Source organism: Mycobacterium sp. 360MFTsu5.1 (assembly GCF_000383495.1).
GTDB classification, from domain to species: Bacteria; Actinomycetota; Actinomycetes; order Mycobacteriales; family Mycobacteriaceae; genus Mycobacterium; species Mycobacterium mucogenicum_B.
In genome coordinates this window covers 266,931-288,374 of sequence record NZ_KB911466.1, presented here as the reverse complement: position 1 = coordinate 288,374, position 21,444 = coordinate 266,931, and the positions used below count along the sequence as shown (strand labels likewise).

Annotated in this window: 15 protein-coding genes; 3 read left to right on the top strand and 12 right to left on the bottom strand. The window is 67.4% G+C overall.

What is annotated here, in order from left to right; translation table 11 throughout:
• Positions 1–6 precede the first annotated feature (6 nt).
• The 8 genes from H289_RS0113625 to H289_RS0113585 all read right to left on the bottom strand — a co-directional run bounded on the left by H289_RS0113625 (position 7) and on the right by H289_RS0113585 (position 13,094).
• Entirely contained in the window at positions 7–3,963 is a 3,957-nt protein-coding gene (locus tag H289_RS0113625) for a DNA-directed RNA polymerase subunit beta' (RefSeq protein ID WP_020101354.1), read from the bottom strand.
• Between the two features lie 60 nt (positions 3,964–4,023).
• Complete coding sequence (gene rpoB / locus H289_RS0113620; protein WP_502685703.1) at positions 4,024–7,509, bottom strand: DNA-directed RNA polymerase subunit beta; 3,486 nt, start codon at positions 7,507–7,509, stop codon at positions 4,024–4,026.
• Positions 7,510–8,136: 627 nt separating this feature from the next.
• Positions 8,137–9,162, bottom strand: coding sequence for an ABC transporter ATP-binding protein (locus tag H289_RS30490; RefSeq protein WP_051128481.1), 1,026 nt, complete (start codon positions 9,160–9,162; stop codon positions 8,137–8,139).
• Between the two features lie 260 nt (positions 9,163–9,422).
• Positions 9,423–9,809, bottom strand: a complete 387-nt coding sequence (rplL, locus tag H289_RS0113605) for a 50S ribosomal protein L7/L12 (RefSeq protein ID WP_020101350.1) — start codon at positions 9,807–9,809, stop codon at positions 9,423–9,425.
• A 57-nt stretch (positions 9,810–9,866) separates the two neighbouring features.
• Positions 9,867–10,391 (bottom strand): 50S ribosomal protein L10, encoded by a 525-nt coding sequence (gene rplJ, locus H289_RS0113600; protein WP_020101349.1) that lies wholly within the window; start codon positions 10,389–10,391, stop codon positions 9,867–9,869.
• 282 nt (positions 10,392–10,673) lie between these two features.
• Positions 10,674–11,585 carry an ATP-grasp fold amidoligase family protein gene (locus H289_RS0113595; RefSeq protein WP_020101348.1) on the bottom strand — a complete coding sequence of 304 codons (912 nt, stop codon included), beginning with the start codon at positions 11,583–11,585 and terminating at the stop codon, positions 10,674–10,676.
• A 4-nt stretch (positions 11,586–11,589) separates the two neighbouring features.
• Positions 11,590–12,528: a methionyl-tRNA formyltransferase gene (locus H289_RS0113590; RefSeq protein WP_020101347.1), complete on the bottom strand. Its 939-nt coding sequence runs from the start codon at positions 12,526–12,528 to the stop codon at positions 11,590–11,592.
• 116 nt (positions 12,529–12,644) lie between these two features.
• A complete protein-coding gene (locus H289_RS0113585) occupies positions 12,645–13,094 on the bottom strand; it encodes an anthrone oxygenase family protein (RefSeq protein WP_020101346.1) in 450 nt (149 codons plus the stop codon).
• 79 nt (positions 13,095–13,173) lie between these two features.
• On the opposite strand from H289_RS0113585, the gene H289_RS32410 reads away from it, so the two are divergent.
• The gene (locus H289_RS32410; protein ID WP_081633407.1) at positions 13,174–13,602 is read left to right on the top strand and encodes a winged helix-turn-helix transcriptional regulator; all 429 of its coding nucleotides are present in this window, start codon (positions 13,174–13,176) and stop codon (positions 13,600–13,602) included.
• Here H289_RS32410 and H289_RS0113575 read toward each other — a convergent pair.
• From H289_RS0113575 to H289_RS0113560, 4 genes are read right to left on the bottom strand one after another with little or no spacing between them, the layout of a single operon-like run.
• On the bottom strand, positions 13,503–14,411 hold the full coding sequence (locus H289_RS0113575) for an ROK family protein (RefSeq protein ID WP_029105194.1): 909 nt from the start codon (positions 14,409–14,411) through the stop codon (positions 13,503–13,505). The two genes, H289_RS32410 and H289_RS0113575, sit on opposite strands and share 100 nt — an antisense overlap.
• Positions 14,412–14,420: 9 nt before the next feature.
• Positions 14,421–15,032 carry a DUF7158 domain-containing protein gene (locus tag H289_RS0113570; protein ID WP_020101343.1) on the bottom strand — a complete coding sequence of 204 codons (612 nt, stop codon included), beginning with the start codon at positions 15,030–15,032 and terminating at the stop codon, positions 14,421–14,423.
• Complete coding sequence (locus tag H289_RS0113565; protein WP_029105192.1) at positions 15,029–19,216, bottom strand: glycoside hydrolase family 38 N-terminal domain-containing protein; 4,188 nt, start codon at positions 19,214–19,216, stop codon at positions 15,029–15,031. The genes H289_RS0113570 and H289_RS0113565 overlap by 4 nt, the downstream gene beginning before the upstream one ends.
• A gap of 43 nt (positions 19,217–19,259) precedes the next feature.
• Positions 19,260–20,219, bottom strand: a complete 960-nt coding sequence (locus H289_RS0113560) for a helix-turn-helix transcriptional regulator (protein ID WP_020101341.1) — start codon at positions 20,217–20,219, stop codon at positions 19,260–19,262.
• A 61-nt stretch (positions 20,220–20,280) separates the two neighbouring features.
• On the opposite strand from H289_RS0113560, the gene H289_RS0113555 reads away from it, so the two are divergent.
• The gene (locus H289_RS0113555) at positions 20,281–20,808 is read left to right on the top strand and encodes a DinB family protein (protein WP_020101340.1); all 528 of its coding nucleotides are present in this window, start codon (positions 20,281–20,283) and stop codon (positions 20,806–20,808) included.
• Between the two features lie 2 nt (positions 20,809–20,810).
• Positions 20,811–21,410 carry a DinB family protein gene (locus tag H289_RS0113550; protein WP_029105191.1) on the top strand — a complete coding sequence of 200 codons (600 nt, stop codon included), beginning with the start codon at positions 20,811–20,813 and terminating at the stop codon, positions 21,408–21,410.
• Positions 21,411–21,444 lie beyond the last annotated feature (34 nt).

Sequence of the window (21,444 nt, the reverse complement as noted above, 5' to 3'; positions counted from 1 at the left end):
GACTGACTAGCGGTAGTCGCTGTAGCCGTAGTCGTCCAGCGGCACGGCAGCACCAGTGGCCTGGCCGAAGTCCGGGCTGTAGTACTGATCCTCGTAGGACGGGATCGTGTACGCCGCAGCGCGGGCTTCCTCGGTCGGCTGGACCTGGATGTTGCGGTACCGGTTGATGCCCGTACCAGCCGGGATCAACTTACCGATGATCACGTTCTCCTTCAGACCCTGCAGCTTGTCGCTACGGCAGTTGATCGCCGCATCGGTCAGCACGCGAGTGGTCTCCTGGAACGACGCCGCCGACAGCCACGAGTCCGTGGCCAGCGATGCCTTCGTGATACCCATCAGCACCGGACGTCCGGCCGCGGGCTCGCCACCCTCGGCCACGACGCGACGGTTCTCGGTCTCGAACTCGCTGCGCTCGGTCAGCGAACCGGGCAGGAACTCCGTCGAGCCCGAGTCGATGATCGTCACGCGACGCAGCATCTGGCGAACGATGACCTCGATGTGCTTGTCGTGGATCGACACACCCTGTGCGCGGTAGACCTCCTGGACCTCCTTGACGAGGTGAATCTGCACCTCGCGGGGGCCCTGGACGCGGAGCACCTCGTGGGGGTTCGCCGAACCCTCCATGAGCTGCTGGCCGACCTCGACGTGGTCACCATCGGCCAGCAGGCGCTCGGTGCCGTCGTCGTGCTTGAAGACGCGCAGGCGACGGTTACGACGCGGCAGCTTGTCGTAGACGACTTCCTCGCCACCATCGTCGGGAACGATGGTGATCTTGTAGAACTTGTCGTCCTCTTCCAGCTGCACCCGGCCGGCCACATCGGCGATCGGAGCGACGTTGCGGGGCACGCGGGCCTCGAACAGCTCCTGGACGCGCGGCAGACCACCGACGATGTCGGCGCCACCGGTAACACCACCCTGGTGGAAGGTACGCATCGTCAGCTGGGTACCGGGCTCACCGATGGACTGGGCGGCGACGATACCGACGGCCTCGCCGATGTCGACCAGCTTGCCGGTGGCCATCGAGCGGCCGTAGCACTTGGCACACACGCCTGTGCCAGTGGCACAGGTCAGCACCGAACGCACCTTGACCGTCGAGATACCCGCAGCCAGAAGGGCCTCGATCGCGGGGTCACCGAGATCGTGGCCACGCTCGACGACGACGTTGCCGTTCGCGTCGACCGCATCGGTGGCCAGGGTCCGCGCGTAGGCGGACGTCTCGACGTGCGCATCGCGCACCAGCGAACCGTCGGCCTGGACCTCGGCCAGCGTGACGATGACGCCGCGCTCGGTCTCACAGTCGGTCTCGCGGACGATGACGTCCTGCGACACGTCGACCAGACGACGGGTCAGGTAGCCCGAGTCGGCGGTACGCAGAGCGGTATCGGCCAGACCCTTACGAGCACCGTGGGTGTTGATGAAGTACTCCAACACCGTCAGGCCCTCGCGGAAGGACGACTTGATGGGCCGCGGGATGAACTCACCCTTCGGGTTCGTCACCAGACCCTTCATGCCGGCCAGGGTGCGGGTCTGGGTGAGGTTACCCGTGGCGCCCGACTTCACGATCGTGATGATCGGGTTGTCCGCCGGGTAGTAGTCCTCCAGAGCCTTACCGACCTCTTCCGTGGCCTGCTGCCAGATCTTGACCAGCGACTCGTTGCGCTCCTCATGGTTCAGACCACCGCGCTGGTACTTCTTCTCGATCGCGTCGGCCTGGCCCTCGTAGCGCTCCAGGATTTCCTGCTTCTGCGGCGGCACCAGAACGTCGGCCATCGAGACCGTCACGCCCGAGCGGGTCGCCCAGTGGAAACCGGCATCCTTCAGCTTGTCGACGGTCTGCGCCACGACGATCATCGGGTAGCGCTCGGCGAGATCGTTGATGATCGCCGCCTGGACCTTCTTGTGCATCTGCTTGTCGACGAACGGGTAGCCCTTCGGCAGCAGCTCGTTGAAGAGCACGCGCCCCAGGGTGGTCTCCGCGGTCCACGCGTCGCCCGGCTTCCAGCCGTTCTCGAACAGCTGCTGCTCGATCTCGGCCGGCGGACGCAGGTGCGTCAGGCGGACCTTGATCTTCGCGCGCACCGACAGCGCACCACGGTCCATGGCCATGATGGCCTCGGCCGGGCTGCTGTAGACGCCGGTCTCCGGCTGATCCTTGGTGGCCGGCGTGAACTCGCCGAGGTCACCGTCGATCTGCGTGGTCAGGAAGAACAGACCGGTCACCATGTCCAGACGCGGCATGGCGAGCGGGCGGCCCGACGCCGGCGACAGGATGTTGTTCGACGACAGCATCAGGATGCGCGCCTCGGCCTGCGCCTCCGCCGACAGCGGGAGGTGCACGGCCATCTGGTCACCGTCGAAGTCGGCGTTGAACGCCTCACACACCAGCGGGTGCAGCTGGATGGCCTTGCCTTCCACCAGCTGCGGCTCGAAGGCCTGGATACCCAGGCGGTGCAGCGTAGGTGCACGGTTCAGCAGCACCGGGTGCTCGGCGATGACCTCTTCGAGGACATCCCACACCTGGGGACGCTGACGCTCGACCATGCGCTTGGCGCTCTTGATGTTCTGCGCGTGGTTCAGGTCGACCAGACGCTTCATCACGAACGGCTTGAACAGCTCGAGGGCCATCAGCTTCGGCAGACCACACTGGTGCAGCTTGAGCTGCGGGCCGACGACGATGACCGAACGGCCCGAGTAGTCGACGCGCTTACCCAGCAGGTTCTGACGGAAGCGGCCCTGCTTGCCCTTGAGCAGGTCGGACAGCGACTTGAGCGGACGGTTGCCCGGACCGGTGACCGGCCGGCCACGACGGCCGTTGTCGAACAGCGCGTCCACAGACTCCTGCAGCATGCGCTTCTCGTTGTTGACGATGATCTCGGGCGCACCGAGGTCGATCAGTCGCTTCAACCGGTTGTTGCGGTTGATGACGCGGCGGTACAGGTCGTTCAGGTCGGAGGTCGCGAAGCGGCCACCGTCCAGCTGAACCATCGGGCGCAGCTCCGGCGGGATCACCGGAACGGCGTCGAGCACCATGCCCATGGGCGAGTTACCGGACTGCTGGAATGCGGCGACGACCTTCAGACGCTTGAGGGCGCGCAGCTTCTTCTGGCCCTTGCCGTTCTTGATGGTGTCGCGCAGCGACTCGGCCTCGGCGTCGATGTCGAAGGTCTCGATGAGCTTCTTGATCGACTCGGCACCCATGGCACCGGTGAAGTACTCGCCGTAGCGGTCCTGCAGCTCGCGGTACAGCACCTCATCGACGATGAGCTGCTTCGGGGCCAGCTTGGTGAAGGTGGTCCAGATCTCGTCGAGCCGGTCCAGCTCACGCTGGGCCCGGTCGCGGAGCTGACGCATCTCGCGCTCGCCACCGTCGCGCACCTTGCGGCGGACGTCGGACTTGGCGCCTTCCTTCTCCAGCTCGGCCAGGTCCTGCTCGAGCTTCTGCGCGCGCTCGGCGAGATCGAGGTCCCGTTGATCTTCAACGGCCTTCTTCTCGACGACCATCTCGGCCTCGAGCGTCGACAGCTCGTTGTGCCGCATCTCGGTGTCGACCGAGGTGATGACGTAGGCCGCGAAGTAGATGATCTTTTCCAGATCCTTCGGGGCCAGGTCCAGCAGGTAGCCCAAGCGCGACGGAACGCCCTTGAAGTACCAGATGTGGGTGACCGGCGCGGCCAGCTCGATGTGGCCCATGCGCTCACGACGCACCTTGGCGCGAGTCACCTCGACGCCACAGCGCTCGCAGACGATGCCCTTGAAGCGGACGCGCTTGTACTTACCGCAGTAGCACTCCCAGTCGCGAGTCGGTCCGAAGATCTTCTCGCAGAACAGGCCGTCCTTTTCGGGCTTGAGCGTGCGGTAGTTGATGGTCTCCGGCTTCTTGACCTCGCCGTACGACCAATTACGGATGTCTTCCGCGGTGGCCAGGCCGATGCGGAGTTCATCGAAGAAGTTGACGTCTAGCACGTAACTCCCTTTCCCCTTGCGGGTGTATGAATCAGAAAAAGCTGACTACGGGCGGACGGTTTAGGCGAGGTCTTCAACAGACGCGGACTCGTTCCGCGACAGGTTGATACCGAGGTTCGCGGCGGTGCGCTCCAGGTCCTCGTCGTCGCTGTCGCGCATCTCGATCGCAGCGCCGTCCGAAGACAGCACCTCGACGTTGAGGCACAGCGACTGGAGTTCCTTGAGCAGAACCTTGAACGACTCCGGGATGCCCGGCTCGGGGATGTTCTCGCCCTTGACGATCGCCTCGTAGACCTTCACGCGACCGACGGTGTCGTCGGACTTGATGGTCAGCAGCTCCTGCAGCGTGTACGCCGCGCCGTAGGCCTGCATGGCCCAGCACTCCATCTCACCGAACCGCTGGCCACCGAACTGCGCCTTACCACCGAGCGGCTGCTGGGTGATCATCGAGTACGGACCGGTCGAACGCGCGTGAATCTTGTCGTCCACCAGGTGGTGCAGCTTCAGGATGTACATGTAGCCGACCGTGACCGGGTACGGGAACGGCTCACCCGAACGACCGTCGAACAGCTGCGACTTGCCGTCGGCGTCGACCATGACCTCACCGTCGCGGTTCGGCAGCGTCGCGCCCAGGAGGCCCTGCAGCTCGTTCTCGCGGGCACCGTCGAACACCGGGGTGGCGACGATGCTGTCGCGCGGGGCGCTGCGCATGCCCTCGGGCAGGTTCGCTGCCCACTCCGGCTCGCCCTCGATGTTCCAGCCGGCCTTGGCGACCCACCCGAGGTGGGTTTCCAGGATCTGGCCGATGTTCATACGACGCGGCACACCGTGGGTGTTCAGGATGATGTCCACCGGGGTGCCATCAGGCATGAACGGCATGTCCTCCTGCGGGAGGATCTTGCCGATGACGCCCTTGTTGCCGTGGCGGCCGGCGAGCTTGTCACCGTCGGAGATCTTGCGCTTCTGGGCCACGTAGACGCGGACCAGCTCGTTGACACCGGCGGGCAGATCGTCGTCGTCCTCGCGCGAGAACACGCGGACGCCGATGACCTTGCCGGACTCACCGTGCGGCACCTTCAGCGAGGTGTCGCGGACCTCACGGGCCTTCTCACCGAAGATGGCACGCAGCAGGCGCTCTTCCGGGGTCAGCTCGGTCTCACCCTTCGGGGTGACCTTGCCGACCAGGATGTCGCCGTCGCGGACCTCGGCGCCGATGCGGACGATGCCGCGCTCGTCGAGGTCAGCCAGCACCTCGTCGGAGACGTTCGGGATGTCCCGGGTGATCTCCTCGGCGCCCAGCTTGGTGTCGCGGGCATCGATCTCGTGCTCCTCGATGTGGATCGAGGTGAGCACGTCCTGCTCCACGAGCCGCTGGCTCAGGATGATGGCGTCCTCGTAGTTGTGGCCTTCCCACGGCATGACCGCCACGAGCAGGTTCTTACCGAGGGCCATTTCACCGTTCTCGGTGCAGGGGCCGTCGGCGATGACCTGGCCGGCCTCGACACGCTGACCCGAGTCCACGATCGGGCGCTGGTTGGCGCACGTGCCGTGGTTCGAGCGGTTGAACTTGCGCATCCGGTAGGTGTGCCGCGAGCCGTCGTCAGCCATGACGGTGACGTAGTCGGCGGAGACCTCTTCGATGACACCCGACTTGTCGGCGACGACGACGTCACCGGCGTCGATGGCGGCACGCAGCTCCATGCCGGTACCGACCAGCGGGGCCTCGCTGCGCACCAGCGGAACCGCCTGACGCTGCATGTTCGCACCCATCAGGGCGCGGTTGGCGTCGTCGTGCTCCAGGAACGGGATCATCGCGGTCGCGACCGACACCATCTGGCGCGGCGAGACGTCCATGTAGTCGACGTCGTTCGCCGAGACGAACTCGACCTCGCCGCCCTTACGACGGACGAGGATCTTCTCCTCGGTGAAGTGGCCGTTCGCGTCCAGCGGCGAGTTGGCCTGCGCCACGACGTGGCGGTCCTCCTCGTCGGCGGTCAGGTAGTCGATCTGATCGGTGACGATGCCGTCGACGACCTTGCGGTACGGCGTCTCGATGAAGCCGAACGGGTTCACCCGCGCGTACACCGACAGCGAGCCGATCAGACCGATGTTCGGGCCTTCAGGGGTCTCGATCGGGCACATGCGGCCGTAGTGCGACGAGTGGACGTCGCGGACCTCGAGGCCGGCGCGCTCACGGGACAGACCACCAGGGCCCAGCGCCGACAGACGACGCTTGTGGGTCAGACCCGACAGCGGGTTGTTCTGGTCCATGAACTGCGACAGCTGCGACGTACCGAAGAACTCCTTGATCGCCGCCACGACGGGACGGATGTTGATCAGGGTCTGCGGGGTGATCGCCTCGACGTCCTGCGTGGTCATGCGCTCGCGGACGACACGCTCCATACGCGACAGGCCGACCCGGATCTGGTTCTGGATCAGCTCGCCCACGGTGCGCAGACGACGGTTGCCGAAGTGGTCGATGTCGTCGACCTCGACGGGGACCTCCACGCCGCCGGGGGCGGTCATGGTCTTGTCACCGTCGTGCAGGCGCACCAGGTACTCGATGGTGGCGACGATGTCCTCTTCGGTCAGCGTCGTCGCGGTCACCTGGGCCGGGTTGCCGTCGTGCAGGCCCAGCTTCTTGTTGACCTTGTACCGGCCGACGCGAGCCAGGTCGTAGCGCTTCTCCTTGAAGAACAGGTTCTCCAGCAGGGTCTGCGCCGACTCCTTGGTCGGCGGCTCGCCCGGGCGCAGCTTCCGGTAGATGTCCAGCAGGGCCTCGTCGGGACCGGCGGTCGGGTCCTTCTCGAGGGTGCCCATCATGATCTCGGAGAAGCCGAAGCGCTCGCGGATCTGCTCGTTGGTCCAGCCGAGGGCCTTCAGCAGCACGGTGACGGGCTGGCGGCGCTTGCGGTCGATGCGGACACCGACGGTGTCCCGCTTGTCGACGTCGAACTCCAGCCAGGCGCCACGGCCCGGGATGACCTTGACGCTGTGCAGGGTCTTCTCGGTGGCCTTGTCGATGGACTCGTCGAAGTACACACCGGGCGAACGGACGAGCTGCGACACGACGACGCGCTCGGTGCCGTTGATGATGAAGGTGCCCTTTTCGGTCATCATCGGGAAGTCACCCATGAAGACCGTCTGGCTCTTGATCTCGCCGGTGGTGTTGTTGATGAACTCAGCCGTGACGAACAGCGGGGCCGCGTACGTCTGGTCCTTTTCCTTGCACTCGTCGACCGGGGCCTTGACCTCGTCGAAGCGCGGGTCGGAGAAGCTCAGCGACAGGGTGCCGGCGAAGTCCTCGATCGGCGACAGCTCGGCGAGGACCTCTTCGAGGCCGCCAACCGGGTTGATGTCGCCGCGGTCGACTGCCTTCGAGCGCCAGCGGTCCGAGCCGATCAGCCACTCGAAGGAATCCGTCTGTACGTCGAGCAGGCCCGGAACCTCAAGTGGTTCGCGCAGCTTGGCGAACGAGACTCGGTTCGGCGCTCCTGGGACGGAGTTGTTGGAATCTACTGACTTGCTCTCGCGAGAGACTGCCAAGATGCGTCCTTCCAGCACCTGATGCGACCATTCCGGTGCCGGTCGAAACCGGTCCGAATTGCCGCTCTATCTGCGTCGGTCCGGCTGGCGTTCTCACAGTCCGGGCCTTACAGGACACAGGGCACGCGTCTAGATCACTGAGCAACGCTCAGGCTAGAAGGTGTCAGGTGCGGGTGAGGTGGGCAGGATGCAGCCAGCGCAACGTCCAACATTAGCGTAGGACGGCGCATTCCTCAACCACGGCATGTTTGGGGAGAGTTTCAACGGATAACGCTGGCTGGCGTCTGAACCCATCAACACAACTCTCGAATACATGCTGCCCAACAGATTGGCCCGTTTGCGGGCATCAGTCAAGACTTGCCACGGTGTTTGGTGTGGAGTTTTGCCGGCAAATGGCGAACCGGGGCGCTTTCATCGTGACGCAGCAGGTCCGCCGGCGCCACTCACAGGGCACGGCCGGCAGATCAGGCGTGACCAAGATCACGGTCCGTCCACCCCTCCGCAACGCCTCGAGCGTGCCCGCAGCGCCCGCCGAGCGGAGTTTCGCCGTCTGAGTGCACCCTCACCGAGACAAAATCGCGCCCGGGCTGGATTCCAGCCCGGGCGCGATTTTCGACGTTCTGCGGATCAGGCCCGCGGAATCTGGGCGGTCACCGGGTCGTCAGCACCGCGGCCGTTCTTGTTGAGGTCTTCGAGGATGGCGGCCTGCGCGGCGGGCGGCAGGGTGTGCAGGATCGAACGCACGCGCGCCTGACGGCGGGCGACGGCCTGCCGGACGGGCATGCCCGGGGTGACCTCGATCTGCGGCGGCACACCCTCGATCTCCTCGACACCACCGTCGGAGTGACCGGCGTCGATCGCGGCCTGCTCGGCGGCAGCGGTCGCGGCGTCCTTCTCCTCGGACATACCGATCGGGCCGATACGACGACCGTTGAGGAACTGCTTGACCGCGGGCTCCTCACTGGTCAGCAGCACCTCGCGGGGACCGAACATGACCAGGTGCTTGCGGTAGAGCATGCCGATGTTGTCCGGCACCGTACGCACGATGTTGATGTTGTGGGTAACGATCAGCACCGTCGCGTCGATCTGGGCGTTGATGTCGATCAGCAGCTGCGACAGGTAGGCGGTACGGACCGGGTCCAGACCGGAGTCCGGCTCGTCGACCAGGATGATCTTGGGGTCCAGCACGAGGGCGCGGGCCAGGCCGGCACGCTTGCGCATACCACCGGAGATTTCGCCCGGGAACTTGTGACCGTCGTTGGGCATACCCACGACGTCCAGCTTCTCCATGACGATCTTGCGGATCTCGGACTCGGACTTCTTGGTGTGCTCACGCAGCGGGAAGGCCGTGTTGTCGTAGATGTTCATCGAGCCGAACAGCGCGCCGTCCTGGAACAGCACACCGAACAGGGTGCGGATCTCGTACAACTCCTTGGCCGAGCACTCGATGATGTTGGTGCCGTCGATGACGATCGAGCCGCGCTCGGGGCGCAGCAGGCCGATCAGGGACTTCAGGAACACGGACTTACCGGTACCGGACGGACCCAGCATGACGCTGACCTCACCGGCGGGAATGGTCAAAGTGACGTCTTCCCAAATCTTCGACGACCCAAAGGACTTGCTCAGTCCCGTTACGTCGATTTGGACGCCCATGTGAGATCCCTTCCGCCAGCGCTCGCGCGCCATTTGCTGCCCTGCCTGTGGCTTGAGTCACTGTAGCGCATCGATCGCGGCCTGTTGCACCTTGTTCCAACTATCGGACGGCCCGCCACAAAGTCACTCCGATGGATGCGGAGCCAACTACCCCATCGTCCCCCGGATGGTCCGAAATGCCCCGATTTATATCCCCTGAAAAGCGAAATCCCCCGGAGTCCACAAGGGACTCCGGGGGGAAAACGTCAGTTCTGGCGAACTTACTTGACGGACACCGAAGCGCCGGCGGCCTCGAGCTTGGCCTTGGCGTCCTCGGCGGCCTCCTTCGAGACCTTCTCCAGCAGCGGCTTGGGAGCGCCGTCGACCAGGTCCTTGGCTTCCTTCAGGCCCAGGCCCGAAACGATCTCGCGGACGACCTTGATGACGCCGATCTTCTTGTCGCCGGCACCCTCGAGGATGACGTCGAACTCGGACTGCTCTTCGCCGGCCTCAGCGGCGGCGGGAGCGGCACCAGCGGCGGCAACGGCGACCGGAGCGGCGGCGGTGACGTCGAAGGTCTCCTCGAACTGCTTCACGAACTCCGAGAGCTCCAGCAGGGTCATTTCCTTGAACGCGTCGAGCAGTTCTTCGGTGGACAGCTTGGCCATGTGAATGGTCCTTCCTTATTACTTCTTTGGTGGTGGGGTTTCGGTTGAAGCCGAGCCTCAGTTTTCTGAGGCGGCCTTCTTGTCCTGCAGAGCGGCCGCCAGGCGGGCGATCTGAGACGCGGGCGCAGCGAACAGCGCGGCGGTCTGAGACTGCTTTGCCTTCATGGCGCCGGCCAGCTTGGACAGCAGCACTTCGCGCGACTCGAGGTCGGCGATCTTCTCGACCTGGGCCACGGACAGCGCAGCGCCGTCCATGTAGCCGCCCTTGATGACGAGCTGCTTGTGATCCTTCGCGAACTTCTTGAGTGCCTTCGCGGCATCGACCGGCTCGCCGGTGATGAACGCGATGGCGGTCGGACCTGCGAACAGGTCGTCGAGGCCTTCGATCCCGGCCTCCGAGGCGGCGCGCTTGACCAGGGTGTTCTTGGCGACGGTGTAGGTCGCGGAAGCACCAAGGGAACGACGCAGCTCGGCGAGATTGGCAACCGTCAGACCGCGGTACTCGGTCACGACAGTGGCCGTCGAGGCCTTGAACTGTTCGGCGATGTCAGCGACCGCAGTGGCTTTTTCAGCCGTGGCCATACATGCCTCCTTGTGGTGTATTCATCGGCCCACTGGAGACTGCCGGGGATTCGGTCCGGAAAATGCAAAGCGCCCCGACACAGAAAGGTCGGGGCGCGCAGAATCAAAACTCTGAAAACCTCGTCCTCCTGCGTGGGCCGCCCGGAAAATCCGGAACCTTCAACCGATTGCCGAGCTACTTACTCTTCGCGCAAGCGGCTCATCGGTGACCGACGGTCTTCGGTGGAACTGGACCAGAGTAGCCGACGACCTGCCGATCAGCCAAAACGGCGGTGCCGCGGGCTACGGCTGCCCGCGGCGCACCGCATCCGGCGCCGGCAACTGCCACTGCCGGCCCTGCTCGAGGTCGAAGCTCATGGGCTCGTAGCGCAGCATGCCGGTGCCCGGGTACGGGGTGTACTCGCCGAACCACACGTCGCCGTCGACGGCATAGAGGTCGACGCGGATGAAGTCCCAGTCGGCGCCCAGGACCCTCGCGATCTCCAGCATCTTGTCCAGCTCGACGGGCCGTTCCTCGGGTGCGACCGGGTGAATGCGCCAGCGCACCGGCAGCTGACGCCAGTCGGCGTCCAGAAAGGTGGTGGTCTGCTTGTCTCCGAACCGGCCGCGGTTCACCTGGATCAGCTCGACGCGGCCGTCGAAGACGAAGAACTTGTAGTCGACGGGCGCTTCGCCGTCCGGCGTCGGGATGCGCTCCTCGAGCAGCAACAACGGCCGCGCTTCGCTGTAACCCCACTCGCCGAGCTCGAGCGGCGTCTCCTGGAACCAGCTTCTGGTCTGGTCCCGCAGGCGGTCCAGATCGGTGTGCGGATCAGGACCGAACAGCGCCTGGCCGCTGCTGGCATTGGGTTTGAGCACCCAGGACGGGAGCGACGCCAGGTCCGGCGCGTCGCGCAGGTCGGTGCCGGACCAGTACGTGGCGGGAATCCGGAGATCGGCGCCGGGGTACGCCGCGCGGGCCATCTCCTTCATCCACATCTTGTCGCAGGCCTTGACGATCCGGTCCCGCCGATCGTGGAAGATGCGCCAGTTGACCTTCTCGTTGAAGGTCGTCGGCTCATCGAAGTTGCCCCGCTTGCGGATCATCAAGAGATAGAGGACATGCCGCAGGAACCGGACCGGAATCAGCGCAAGCAGCCGGCGCCGGACGGACATGAGCCACGACGGCGTCGCGATGTATGTCAGCAGCGGCACCGGTTCAGACCCCGGTGGTGAGGTAACCGCCGCGGCGGAAGAACTCCGCTCCCCCGTGTTCCACCCCGTCGGCCGTGCGGAGCCGGGTGATGACCAGGCCGAGGTTCCCGCCGCGGTGGGCATGCGCGCCGCACACCACCGCGCCGCCGCCCTCCTGCACGATCACCCGGCCGGGGGTGCCGCCGTAGCGGATGTCGGACACCTTGGACTCGAGCACCTCGATGCGCTCACCGCGGTAGAAGGTGAACGCGCGCGGGTAGGGGTCCGACAGCGCGCGGACGAGGCGCTCCAGATCCTCTGCCGGCCAGCTCCAGTCGATGAGGCTGTCGCGTTCGGAGCGCTTGTGGAAGTAGGTCCGCTCGGCCTTGTCCTGCGGCCGCCACTGTGCGGTGCCCGCTTCCAGCGCGGTCAGCGCCTCGTCGAGCGCACCGGGGATCAGGTCGATGCCGCGCATCACCAGTTCCGTGCCGGTGTCGTCGGGTCCGATGGACAGCGAACGCTGGACCAGGATGTCGCCGGCGTCGAGCTCGGCATTCATGCGATGGATGGTCAGGCCGATGTGCGATTGGCCGCTGATCAGCGACCAGATGACCGGCGAGAAGCCGGTGCCCTTCGGCAGCAGGGAGTCGTGCAGGTTCAGGGTGCCGTGCGGCGGCAGGTCGTAGAGCTCGTCCGTCATCCGCGTGTACCAGCTGTTGACGACGATGACGTCGGGTTCGGAGCGCTTGACGAGGTCGATGGTCTCGTGGTCGGCGCGCATGGTCAGGTGGACCGGGATGTCGTGCGCCTGGGCGAGTTCCTCGACCGAGTCCGAGAAGATCGCCTTGTACGACTCGGTGCTGGTCGGGTGCGTGACGACCATCGGCACGTCGTGTCCCAGATCGATCAGCGCCTGCAGCGTCTTGACCCCCCACGTCTGATAACCGAAGAAGACGACGCGCATGCCAATACCTCACTAAGTCTGATTCCGCTGTCGATCGGCACGATGTCCGCCGACCGTTCATCAAGATCAACTTAGCTAAGTCTTGCCTAAGTTGGTGAGCTACCCTCCCAGGCGGTTCACAGCTTCGCCGTCCCGGCAAGCACTACCAGGACAAACGCCACGAGCAGGAGCGCCACCCGCACCCAGTGCAGCCGGTCCCAGCGGTGTGCCAATTCCCGGCTGGTCGGCGCCTCGTCAGCGCCGGCACCCGCCCACGCCGCGACGCGGTTGTTGATCGGAACCAGGGCGGTCAGCGTCAGGACCATCACCACCGCCATCAGCACCACCGCGGCGATGGGCAGCGGCGTCGGGTCGAACACCGCATTCCCCACCAGCAGCGCGGCCGCGGCGGCGTACCAGAACGGCATCACCGTCCCGAGGATCCGGCTGCCGGTCGCGCGCGCCTGGCGGTAGGCGTCGTCGGGCAATCGTTCGAAGATCGGATTGGTGAACGCGGCAACGCCGAACTCCACGCCGACGAGCGTGCCGACGACGATCACGGTGAGAACCTGCGCGATGTGCTCCATGACATCGAGCCTGGTCACTACACTGACAAATAACAAGGTACTGACAAATTAGTCAGTGCAGGAGTGACGGGAGCACATCATGGCGGTGTCGAAGAAGGAAATCGGTGAGTGCCCGATCGACGCCGCCCTGTCGGTGGTCGACGGGCGCTGGAAAGGCACCATTCTGTGGCGGCTCACGGACGGACCGATGCGCACCGCCGAGCTCCGGCGCAGCATTCCCGAGATCACCGAGCGCATGCTCATCCGGCACCTGCACGAGCTCGTGGCCGACGGCATCATCGACCGCCACGACGCCGGCACGGTGCCGCCCTGCGTGCACTATTCGATCTCGGAGTACGGCAAGACACTGGGCCCGGTGTTGTGGGCGCTGTGCGACTGGGGCCGAAAGCACATGGAACGGGCCGCTTCTCAGGGACGGAAGAGCGCAGCCGCGCCGACGAGTCCGGCGTCGCCGCCGAGTTCGGCGGGCACCACGCGCAGGCCGCGCAGGAAGCTGAGCCCCGCGTAGCGCGGCAGCGCCGCCCGCAGCGGCCCGAACAACACCTCCCCCGCGTTCGCCACGCCGCCGCCGATCACCACCAGGTCGAGATCGCAGACGGCCGCGGCCGAGACGATGGCGACGGCGATCGCTTCAGCGCCACGCGAGAATGCCTGCACCGCAACCGGATTCCCGCAGCGGGCAGCCTCGGCCAGCGCCTTCGCGTCGGCGTCCGGCGGGGCGTCCCAGCCGTGCTCGTGCGCCCACCGCACCAGGTGTGGACCCGAGGCCACCGCCTCCACGCAGCCCTGCCCGCCGCACGCGCACCGCGGACCGTCGGGTTCGACGACGACGTGGCCGATGTGTCCGGCATTGCCGGTGCGGCCGAGGTACGGCGCACCGCCCTGCACGAGGCCGCCGCCGATACCGGTCGACACCACCATGCCGAGCAGGAATTGCGCCTCCTGACCGGCCCCGCGCCAGTGCTCGCCCATGGCCAGGCACACGACGTCGCCGGCCAGCCGAACCGGCAGTCCGGTGCGCTCGGCGAGCTGTCGGACCAACGGAAACTCGCGCCAGACAACGACATTGAGCGGACTGACCGTACCCGCCACCACATCGATGGGACCGGCGCAGCCGACGCCCACGCCGCGCACCGGCCGCCCGCCCGCGGCGGCGAGTGCTTTCCCGAGCAACACGTCGACCGTCGCCCACACCTGCTCGCTGTGCGCGTGCGGGGTGGGGAGCTGCTCACGGTGCACGAGCACACCGTCGGCGTCGACGAGGGCCGCGGCGATCTTGGTGCCGCCGATGTCGAGGGCGAGGATCAGGTCGGACATCATGCGCTTTCAGTGCCGGTGGACGTGGTCGGGCTGACGCGGGTCGCCGGGATGTTCGTAGCCGGGCGCCAGGTGCACCGACTCGGCGCGGCGGGCGTCGAGCCAGTGCCGGAAGACCCGCCGGCGCGCCGAACCCAGCAGGTGTGCGATGACCTGCGGCCGCACCTCATCCAGCTCGGGGTCGACGGTCGGCGCGGTGGACCAGCCGTCGGGTCCGGGCACGGGCGGCGCGAACCGCAGCGGGTTGCGGGCGTGGTAGCTCTCGACGTCCGCGTCGGGGATCCGCACCTCGGCGGTCACCCGGACGAACAGCGCCCGCGCCAGCGGCTGTTCGAGCGCGGCCGCGGCGATACTGCCGAGCTCCATGCGAGCGGCGGCGTCGGGCAGCAGGTCGGTTTCGGCGGGCGCGCCGCTGTCGGTGACCCCGAGTTCGCCGGCCGCCACGCGCACCACCTCGTCGGTGACGAGCAACTGGGCCAGCCAGCGCCGCAGCTGCCGTCCTTCGCTGGTCCCGGGCGCCGGAAGCGACGGCGCCAATGCGCCTGCCCGCAAACGTGATTCGCGCTCATCGAGGGCGGTGACGGGAATCTCGCGCCCGGCGACGGTGGCGACGCAGTTCATCGGACGCGCACCGATACCGCCGGCGTGTAGAGCACGCGGCCCGCCGCAGCGATCCGGATCAGTGCCCACCACTGCCCGGGCTCGACCCACGACGGTGCGGCGACATCGAAATCGAACGCGACGGTGCCGCCGGCGGGGACGTCGGCACCGAGCACGGCCGGCCCCAACCATTCCCAGGTCCCCCACGGGCTGATCAGGTGCGCCTCCAGACTCAAGGGCGCCCCTGCGGCCGAGCCGACGACGACGCTCAGGTCGGCGTGGGCACCGGCGACCACGTCGACGGGTTGCGGCTCCTCGACCAGCCGCAGCAGCGGGGCGTCGCCGGGTTCGCCGACGGTGACGACGCAGACGTCCTCGACCATCTGCCGCCACGCGGCGGGAATCTGGTGGTGCTTGTCGCCGCCGGTGACCGCCAACTCGACCCGCACCGGATACCGGCCGGCGGGGACGTCGGCCGGAAGTTCCAGCTGCACTTCGGTTTCCAGATAGCCGCCCGGCGGCAGCACGAAGGGCAGCTCGTCCGGGGTGGCCGACCAGCCGTCGGGACACAGCACGCGGACCCGGCCGTGGAGCGTGGCGTCGGTGCAATCGCTGGCGGCAGTGACGCGCACCTGCACTGGCGCGCCCGGTGTGCCGGCCAGTTCGGTGGGGTGCACGTGAGCCACCGCGGGCAGTCCGCCCAGCGGTGCCGGGCCGCGGTTGTGCAGCCAGTACCGGGCGTAAACCGGTTGCGCGACTTCGGCATCCGGCGCCAGGGTGGCGTGGTCGCCGTTGAGCACATGCGGCAGGTCGAGCCGGGCCCGCACGGTGGCGATCTCGAAACCGTGCAGCCGCAGGTCTTTTCTGCCGGCAATCGGTTGTTCGAGGAGGTCCAGCCGTTCGACGTCCTCGAGGTGCCGCAGGCCCGAGGTGACGTTGACCTCGGTCGGCCGTCCCGATGTCTGGACCAGGCGCAGGGTGATGCCCGAGCTCGGGTCGACGGGCGCGCTGCGGCCCGCGGCGATGGGGTTGCCGGTGGCCTTCAGAGCGGCCAGCGTCACCTCGGACGCGGGTTCGACGCCCAACAGCGAACCGGTGCACGGTAATCCGCCGGCCACCGCGGGATGGTCGGTGTGCACCGCGAGCAGTGGCTGGGAGTATTCGGCGCTGCGGCCCGGGATGCCCGCGGCGCGCCAGTCACCGTCGCCGGCCGCGATGGCGTAGTCGAAGGTGTGGGTCCAGTGCTGGAGCTGGAAGTTCGAGCCGTCGGGTGCGGTGCGGCGCGGCGGGTCGATCCAGGTGCCCGACGGCCAGCCGGTGCACGACCGCATCAATGAGGTGTGCAGGACGCCGTCCGGTTCAACGGCGAAACCCGGCACGCCGCGGTTCAGCACCGCCACACTGCGGGCCTCGAAGGGCCCGATGCCGGCCGCGGCCTCCTGTTCGACGGCGATCTCGGTGGTGGCGATGGCGTCGATCAGCTCATCGACGGCACCGGGTCCGGCGACGATCAACACCGGTAGCGCCCGCACGCCGGTCAGGTCGGCGCCGGGTATCCAGCGCTGCACCAGGTCGGCATCGGCGGGCACCCAGAGCCGGGCGCTCCCGGCCGTCAGGCGCCGCTGCAGTTCGGCGCCGTAGCGGGGTTCGGCGGCCGCCAATACCGCTGCGGTGAAAGCATTCTCGTCGGGCCCGCCGAGCGCGATGCGGGCGTCGGGCAGGTTGGAGTCGACGGCGAGGTCGCCGTAGCGCGGCTTGTCGGCACTGCTGCAGGTGGCCGTCACCCCGGACCGCACCAGCGCGACCATCAGGTCGCGGGTCGGTGCGTCCGGATCCGCCGCGTTCGGCGCCACCACCTCGGCGACCGACACCGCCCGCATACTCTCACCGTGCGCGTCGCGGACCCGGACCCGCACCGCCGAGGACAGCCCGAACCACCCGTAGGCAGGGTTGTCCAAGGTGTAGGGGTGCTCCGCGGTGTCGACCGCATGGCGCGAATCCCGTTGGTGCAGCAGCCCGAAACCCCGGCCGATCACCGCGTCGCCGACCTCACTGACCGGCATCGCGCCCGGCACCGAGCAGGGCCAGCGCAGCCGCAACAGCTTGTCGGCGCCGGTGAATTCGTCGATCACGGTGCGGCAGTCCACGCGGTCCACGCCTTGCCACAGCGTGATGGTCTGGGTGTACCGCAGCACGTCGCCGATGCGCCCGGTGACCACCAGCCGCTCCCCCAGCGCGCTGCGGTAGGCCTGCACCGACTGGGCGGCGCGTTCGGCGGAGCCCACCACCGGCCCCTTGGGCAGCAGGTGCCAGGGCCCTTCATGTTCGGTCGGATGCGCGGAATGCTCGTCGTAGACGGCGATCTCGTTGCCGAACCGGCCCGCATCGATCAGCTCGACGCCTTCGCGCACCAGCGACGACACCGCGCCACCGCGGTCGGGGTCGACGGTGCAGCGGTATCGATCGCTGCCGATGGTGGTGCCGGGCAACGGTTCCCAAGAGGTGGACTCGGACTGCGCCGCGGCATCGCCGAGCGTGTATCCCCGCCACCCGAGCGACGGCACGTCGTGGGCCGCCCAGGTGACGGTGTGGCCGTCGTCTTCGATCAGGACCGGGACCGGCGCGCCGTCCGCGTCGAGCAGCGGCCCGTCCAGCGGTTCGTCAAGGTGGACGGTGACGATGTCGGTCCGGCTGTGCGCCAACGGGTTCCACACCACGATGTCACCGTCGACAGCCCGCGACAGCAGCGCCAACGCGTTGTCGCGGGCGGTCCGGCCGAGTTCCCAGGCGTCGCGCCAGCCGGTGAGCAGGTCCAGGTACACCTGGTCGGATTCCGATCCGGTGATGGCATCGTGGTGAGCGCCGTAGGCCAGTTGCACCCAGGCCTTGGCCAGCGCCGCTTGCGGATACGTGGCGCCGGTCAGCAGTCCGGCGAACACCGCGAACCGTTCGGCTTCCAGCACGACGTTCTCGGCGGCCCGGTTGGCCTGCTTGGTGTCGATGTACGACACGTCCTTGCCGGTGTAGATCGGGTTCATGTCCCGCGTCTGCGGCGACGGCTGGGTGCCACCGGCCTCGAGTTCCGCACGCACCGCGGCGAAGAACTCCCGCGGCAGCGCACACACGAAGCGGGGCCAGGTGTAACGGGCCGCCCAGTCACGGTGAATCTCGGTGACCCACTTGTTCGGCGGGGTGTAGTCGGTACCGACCGGCAGGAGCACATTACGGGTCAGCGCAACCTTTTTCAGCTTGGCGAACGTGGCGTAGGTGGCGTCCTCGGCCTCCTGCAACGACGCCGACGAGTCCATCCACCAGCCGGCCGCGTAATGCGCGGGCATGTAGTGGGTCAGCAGCCCGCGGCCCGAGGGTGCGATCCAGTCGAATTCACTCGCGAACTGCATGCGCTCGGGGTCGCCGTCGCGGTGCATCGGGCCCCACTGGTGATGTGGACCGCGGGCCCACGAGCTGGAGGTCAGACCGGCGTCGGCGGCCATCCCCGGGAACTGCGGGTCGTGGCCGAACACGTCCAGCTGCCAGGCCGTCGCCGGAGCGGCGCCCATCACGTCGCGCTGAAAACCGATGCCGTGCACGAAGTTCCGGATCGCCGTCTCGGGACTGGTCAGGTTGGTGTTCGGCTCGTTGTAGGTGCCGCCCATGATTTCGATCCGGCCCTCGGCAAGCAGCGCCCGCAGCTGGGCGCGCTGCTCGGGATGGGTGTCCCAGTAGGGCTTGAGGTAGTCGACCTCGGCCAGCACGAACTTGTATTCGGGTTCCCGCCTTGCCATTTCGAGGTGCGCCGTGACCAGCTCGAAGCCGTTCGTCTGCCGGCACCGGCCAGGTGGGTCCTCGGTCCAGACGCTGGTGTAGGCGGCCTGGGTGTTCCACCACACCGGGTCGTAGTGGAAGTGGCTGATCATGTGCATGGTCCAGCCGGGCTCGGCGACGACGAACTCGAACGGCGTCTGCTCACCCCCGATCTCGAGATGCGCGGCCCGGACCTGGTCCGGTCGGCCGCCACGCACCGCCACCGGAATCTCCAGGGTGCCGGCGCCGGGCTGTGCCACCGCCTGGCCGCTGATCCCGTCGCCGGCGACCCGGACCTCGGCGGCGTCCGCGCAGTCCGTGTAGTCCAGCCGCACGATCTGCAGCGGTTCATCGGCCGGCCCGACGAACAACTCGGTGGAAACTACCGCCGTCACCTGCAGGAGTCGTCCCGTCGACACTCCTGCACCATACGGCGCAGCGCCGCTACTCGGGAGGCATTGCGGCACGCAACCGGTCGGCGACCACCGCGGCCGCGGCGATCACCTCCGGCGGTTCGAGGACCTCGAACCGGTACCCCGGCATCGCCAGATGCAACACGATGCGCTCGGGATCGTCGCCGCCGGCGGTCACGATGCAGCGGTCCGGACCGTCCGCCTCGATCTGCGCCGACGACGCGGAAAACATCTGCGCCAGTTGACTTTCGGCTGCCTCATACCGGACCCGCGCGACGTAGCGATACGGCGACGCCGTGATGGCCTGGCGCACGAACTCCGCCGGATCGGGCGCCGGGCGCGGCGCGAACGTCGTCCCCGCGGCCTTGACGTCGACCATCCGGTCCAGCCGCAGCGTCCGCCAGTCCTGCTTGTCGCGGTCGTACGCCAGCAGGTACCAACGGCGCCCGGTGGTGACGAGTTGGTAGGGCTCCAGCCGCCGCTCGGTGCTGTTGCCGCGGATGTCGGTGTAGCCGAGCCGGACGTGTTCGTGGTCGCGGCAGGCGCGGGCCAGCATCATCAGGTCGTCGGGCGATACCGTTTCGACCGAGCCGCCGCCGGTCAGCGTCACCGTCGCGTCGTGCACGGCGGACACCTGCGACCGAAGCCGCGCCGGCATCACCTGGTCGAGTTTGGACAGGGCCCGCAGCGCCGACTCCCCGACGCCCGCGACGCTGCCGCCAGCCGCCAGCCGCAGACACACCGCCATCGCGACGGCCTCCTCGGGATCGAGCAGCAGCGGCGGCAGCGCGGCACCCGCACCCAATTGATAACCGCCGTCGCGACCCTTGCTGGCGTGCACCGGATAGCCGAGGTCGCGCAGCCGCTCGATGTCGCGGCGCACGCTGCGCCCAGTGACGCCGAGCCGGTCGGCCAGCTCCTGCCCCGTCCACACCCGGCGCGCCTGCAGCAGGCCCAGCAGTTGCAGCACGCGGCTCGTCGTTTCGGACATGACAACACTCTGCCGCATTCATAGGACAGAAATAGTCCTAATTAGATGTCAGGCTCATCATGTGACCGAAGAACGGACCGAAGAACTGGCCGACCAACTCGACTGGCACTGGCAACACCAGCTGCGCCCCCGGCTCGAGGGACTGACCGACGACGAATACTTCTGGGAGCCGGTGCCCGGCTGCTGGACCCTGCACCCCGACGGATCCATCGACTTCAGCTATCCGCCACCACAACCCGAGCCGTTCACGACGATCGCCTGGCGGCTGGCGCACGTCATCGTCGGCGTCCTGGCGATGCGGAACCACTCCCATTTCGGCGGACCACCGGCCGACTACCAGTCGTGGCCGTACGCCCGCGACGCCCGCACCGCACTGGAGCAGCTCGACGCCGCTTACGCGAACTGGATCACCGGAGTCCGCGGGCTCGACGCCGCCGCCCTCGCCCGGCCGTGCGGACCGGCCGAAGGCCCCTACGCCGACTTCTCAATGGCCACCCTCGTGCTGCACATCAATCGCGAAGTCATTCATCACGGAGCGGAAATCGCCTGCATCCGTGACCTTTACACCCACACCCAGAAGGAGAACTGAGCATGCCCGGAATGCCCGCCCCCGCCGGTGACGAGCGTCAGACCCTCATCAACTTCCTGGCCTGCCAGCAGGACGCGTTCGCGGCCGTCGCCCACGGCCTCACCGACGAGCAGGCCCGCTCCACCCGATCGGTCAGCGCACTGTCGGTCGGCGGCCTCATCAAACACGTCACCGCCGTTCAGGAGGGCTGGGTCAAGCGCGCGGTGACCGCCCCCGACTTCCCGCCGCGGGACACGCGACCGATGGCCGAGCAGATGGCCGAGCATGAGGACCAGCTCACCATGCGCGACGACGAGAAGCTCGGCGACCTGCTGGCCGCCCTGCGCGAGCAGAACGCCGCCACCTTGAAGGCGTTCGCCGAGCTCGACCTCGACACCCTGGTGCCGATCCCGCACGACGTGCCGTGGTTCCCGGCCGACATCGACCACTGGACGGTGCGCTGGGTCGGGATGCACATCATCGAGGAGCTGTCGCGGCACGCCGGGCACGCCGACATCATCCGCGAATCCATCGACCGCGCCACCATGTACGAGCTGCTGGCCGCCGAGGAGGAATGGCCGGAGACGGAGTTCATCAAGCGCTGGCGGCCGGCCGCTCAGTAGCGCTCTCGAGATCGGCGGAATGGCTGCTCGCGGA

Excerpts from the sequence above, each read along its gene's own strand:
- H289_RS30490 (WP_051128481.1), bottom strand. The coding sequence starts at position 9,162 with ATGGGCGTCCAAATCGACGTAACGGGACTGAGCAAGTCCTTTGGGTCG.
- rplL (WP_020101350.1), bottom strand. The coding sequence starts at position 9,809 with ATGGCCAAGCTGTCCACCGAAGAACTGCTCGACGCGTTCAAGGAAATG.
- rplJ (WP_020101349.1), bottom strand. The coding sequence starts at position 10,391 with ATGGCCACGGCTGAAAAAGCCACTGCGGTCGCTGACATCGCCGAACAG.
- H289_RS0113590 (WP_020101347.1), bottom strand. The coding sequence starts at position 12,528 with ATGCGCGTCGTCTTCTTCGGTTATCAGACGTGGGGGGTCAAGACGCTG.
- H289_RS0113585 (WP_020101346.1), bottom strand. The coding sequence starts at position 13,094 with ATGGAGCACATCGCGCAGGTTCTCACCGTGATCGTCGTCGGCACGCTC.
- H289_RS32410 (WP_081633407.1), top strand. The coding sequence starts at position 13,174 with ATGGCGGTGTCGAAGAAGGAAATCGGTGAGTGCCCGATCGACGCCGCC.
- H289_RS0113575 (WP_029105194.1), bottom strand. The coding sequence starts at position 14,411 with ATGTCCGACCTGATCCTCGCCCTCGACATCGGCGGCACCAAGATCGCC.
- H289_RS0113570 (WP_020101343.1), bottom strand. The coding sequence starts at position 15,032 with ATGAACTGCGTCGCCACCGTCGCCGGGCGCGAGATTCCCGTCACCGCC.
- H289_RS0113560 (WP_020101341.1), bottom strand. The coding sequence starts at position 20,219 with ATGTCCGAAACGACGAGCCGCGTGCTGCAACTGCTGGGCCTGCTGCAG.
- H289_RS0113550 (WP_029105191.1), top strand. The coding sequence starts at position 20,811 with ATGCCCGGAATGCCCGCCCCCGCCGGTGACGAGCGTCAGACCCTCATC.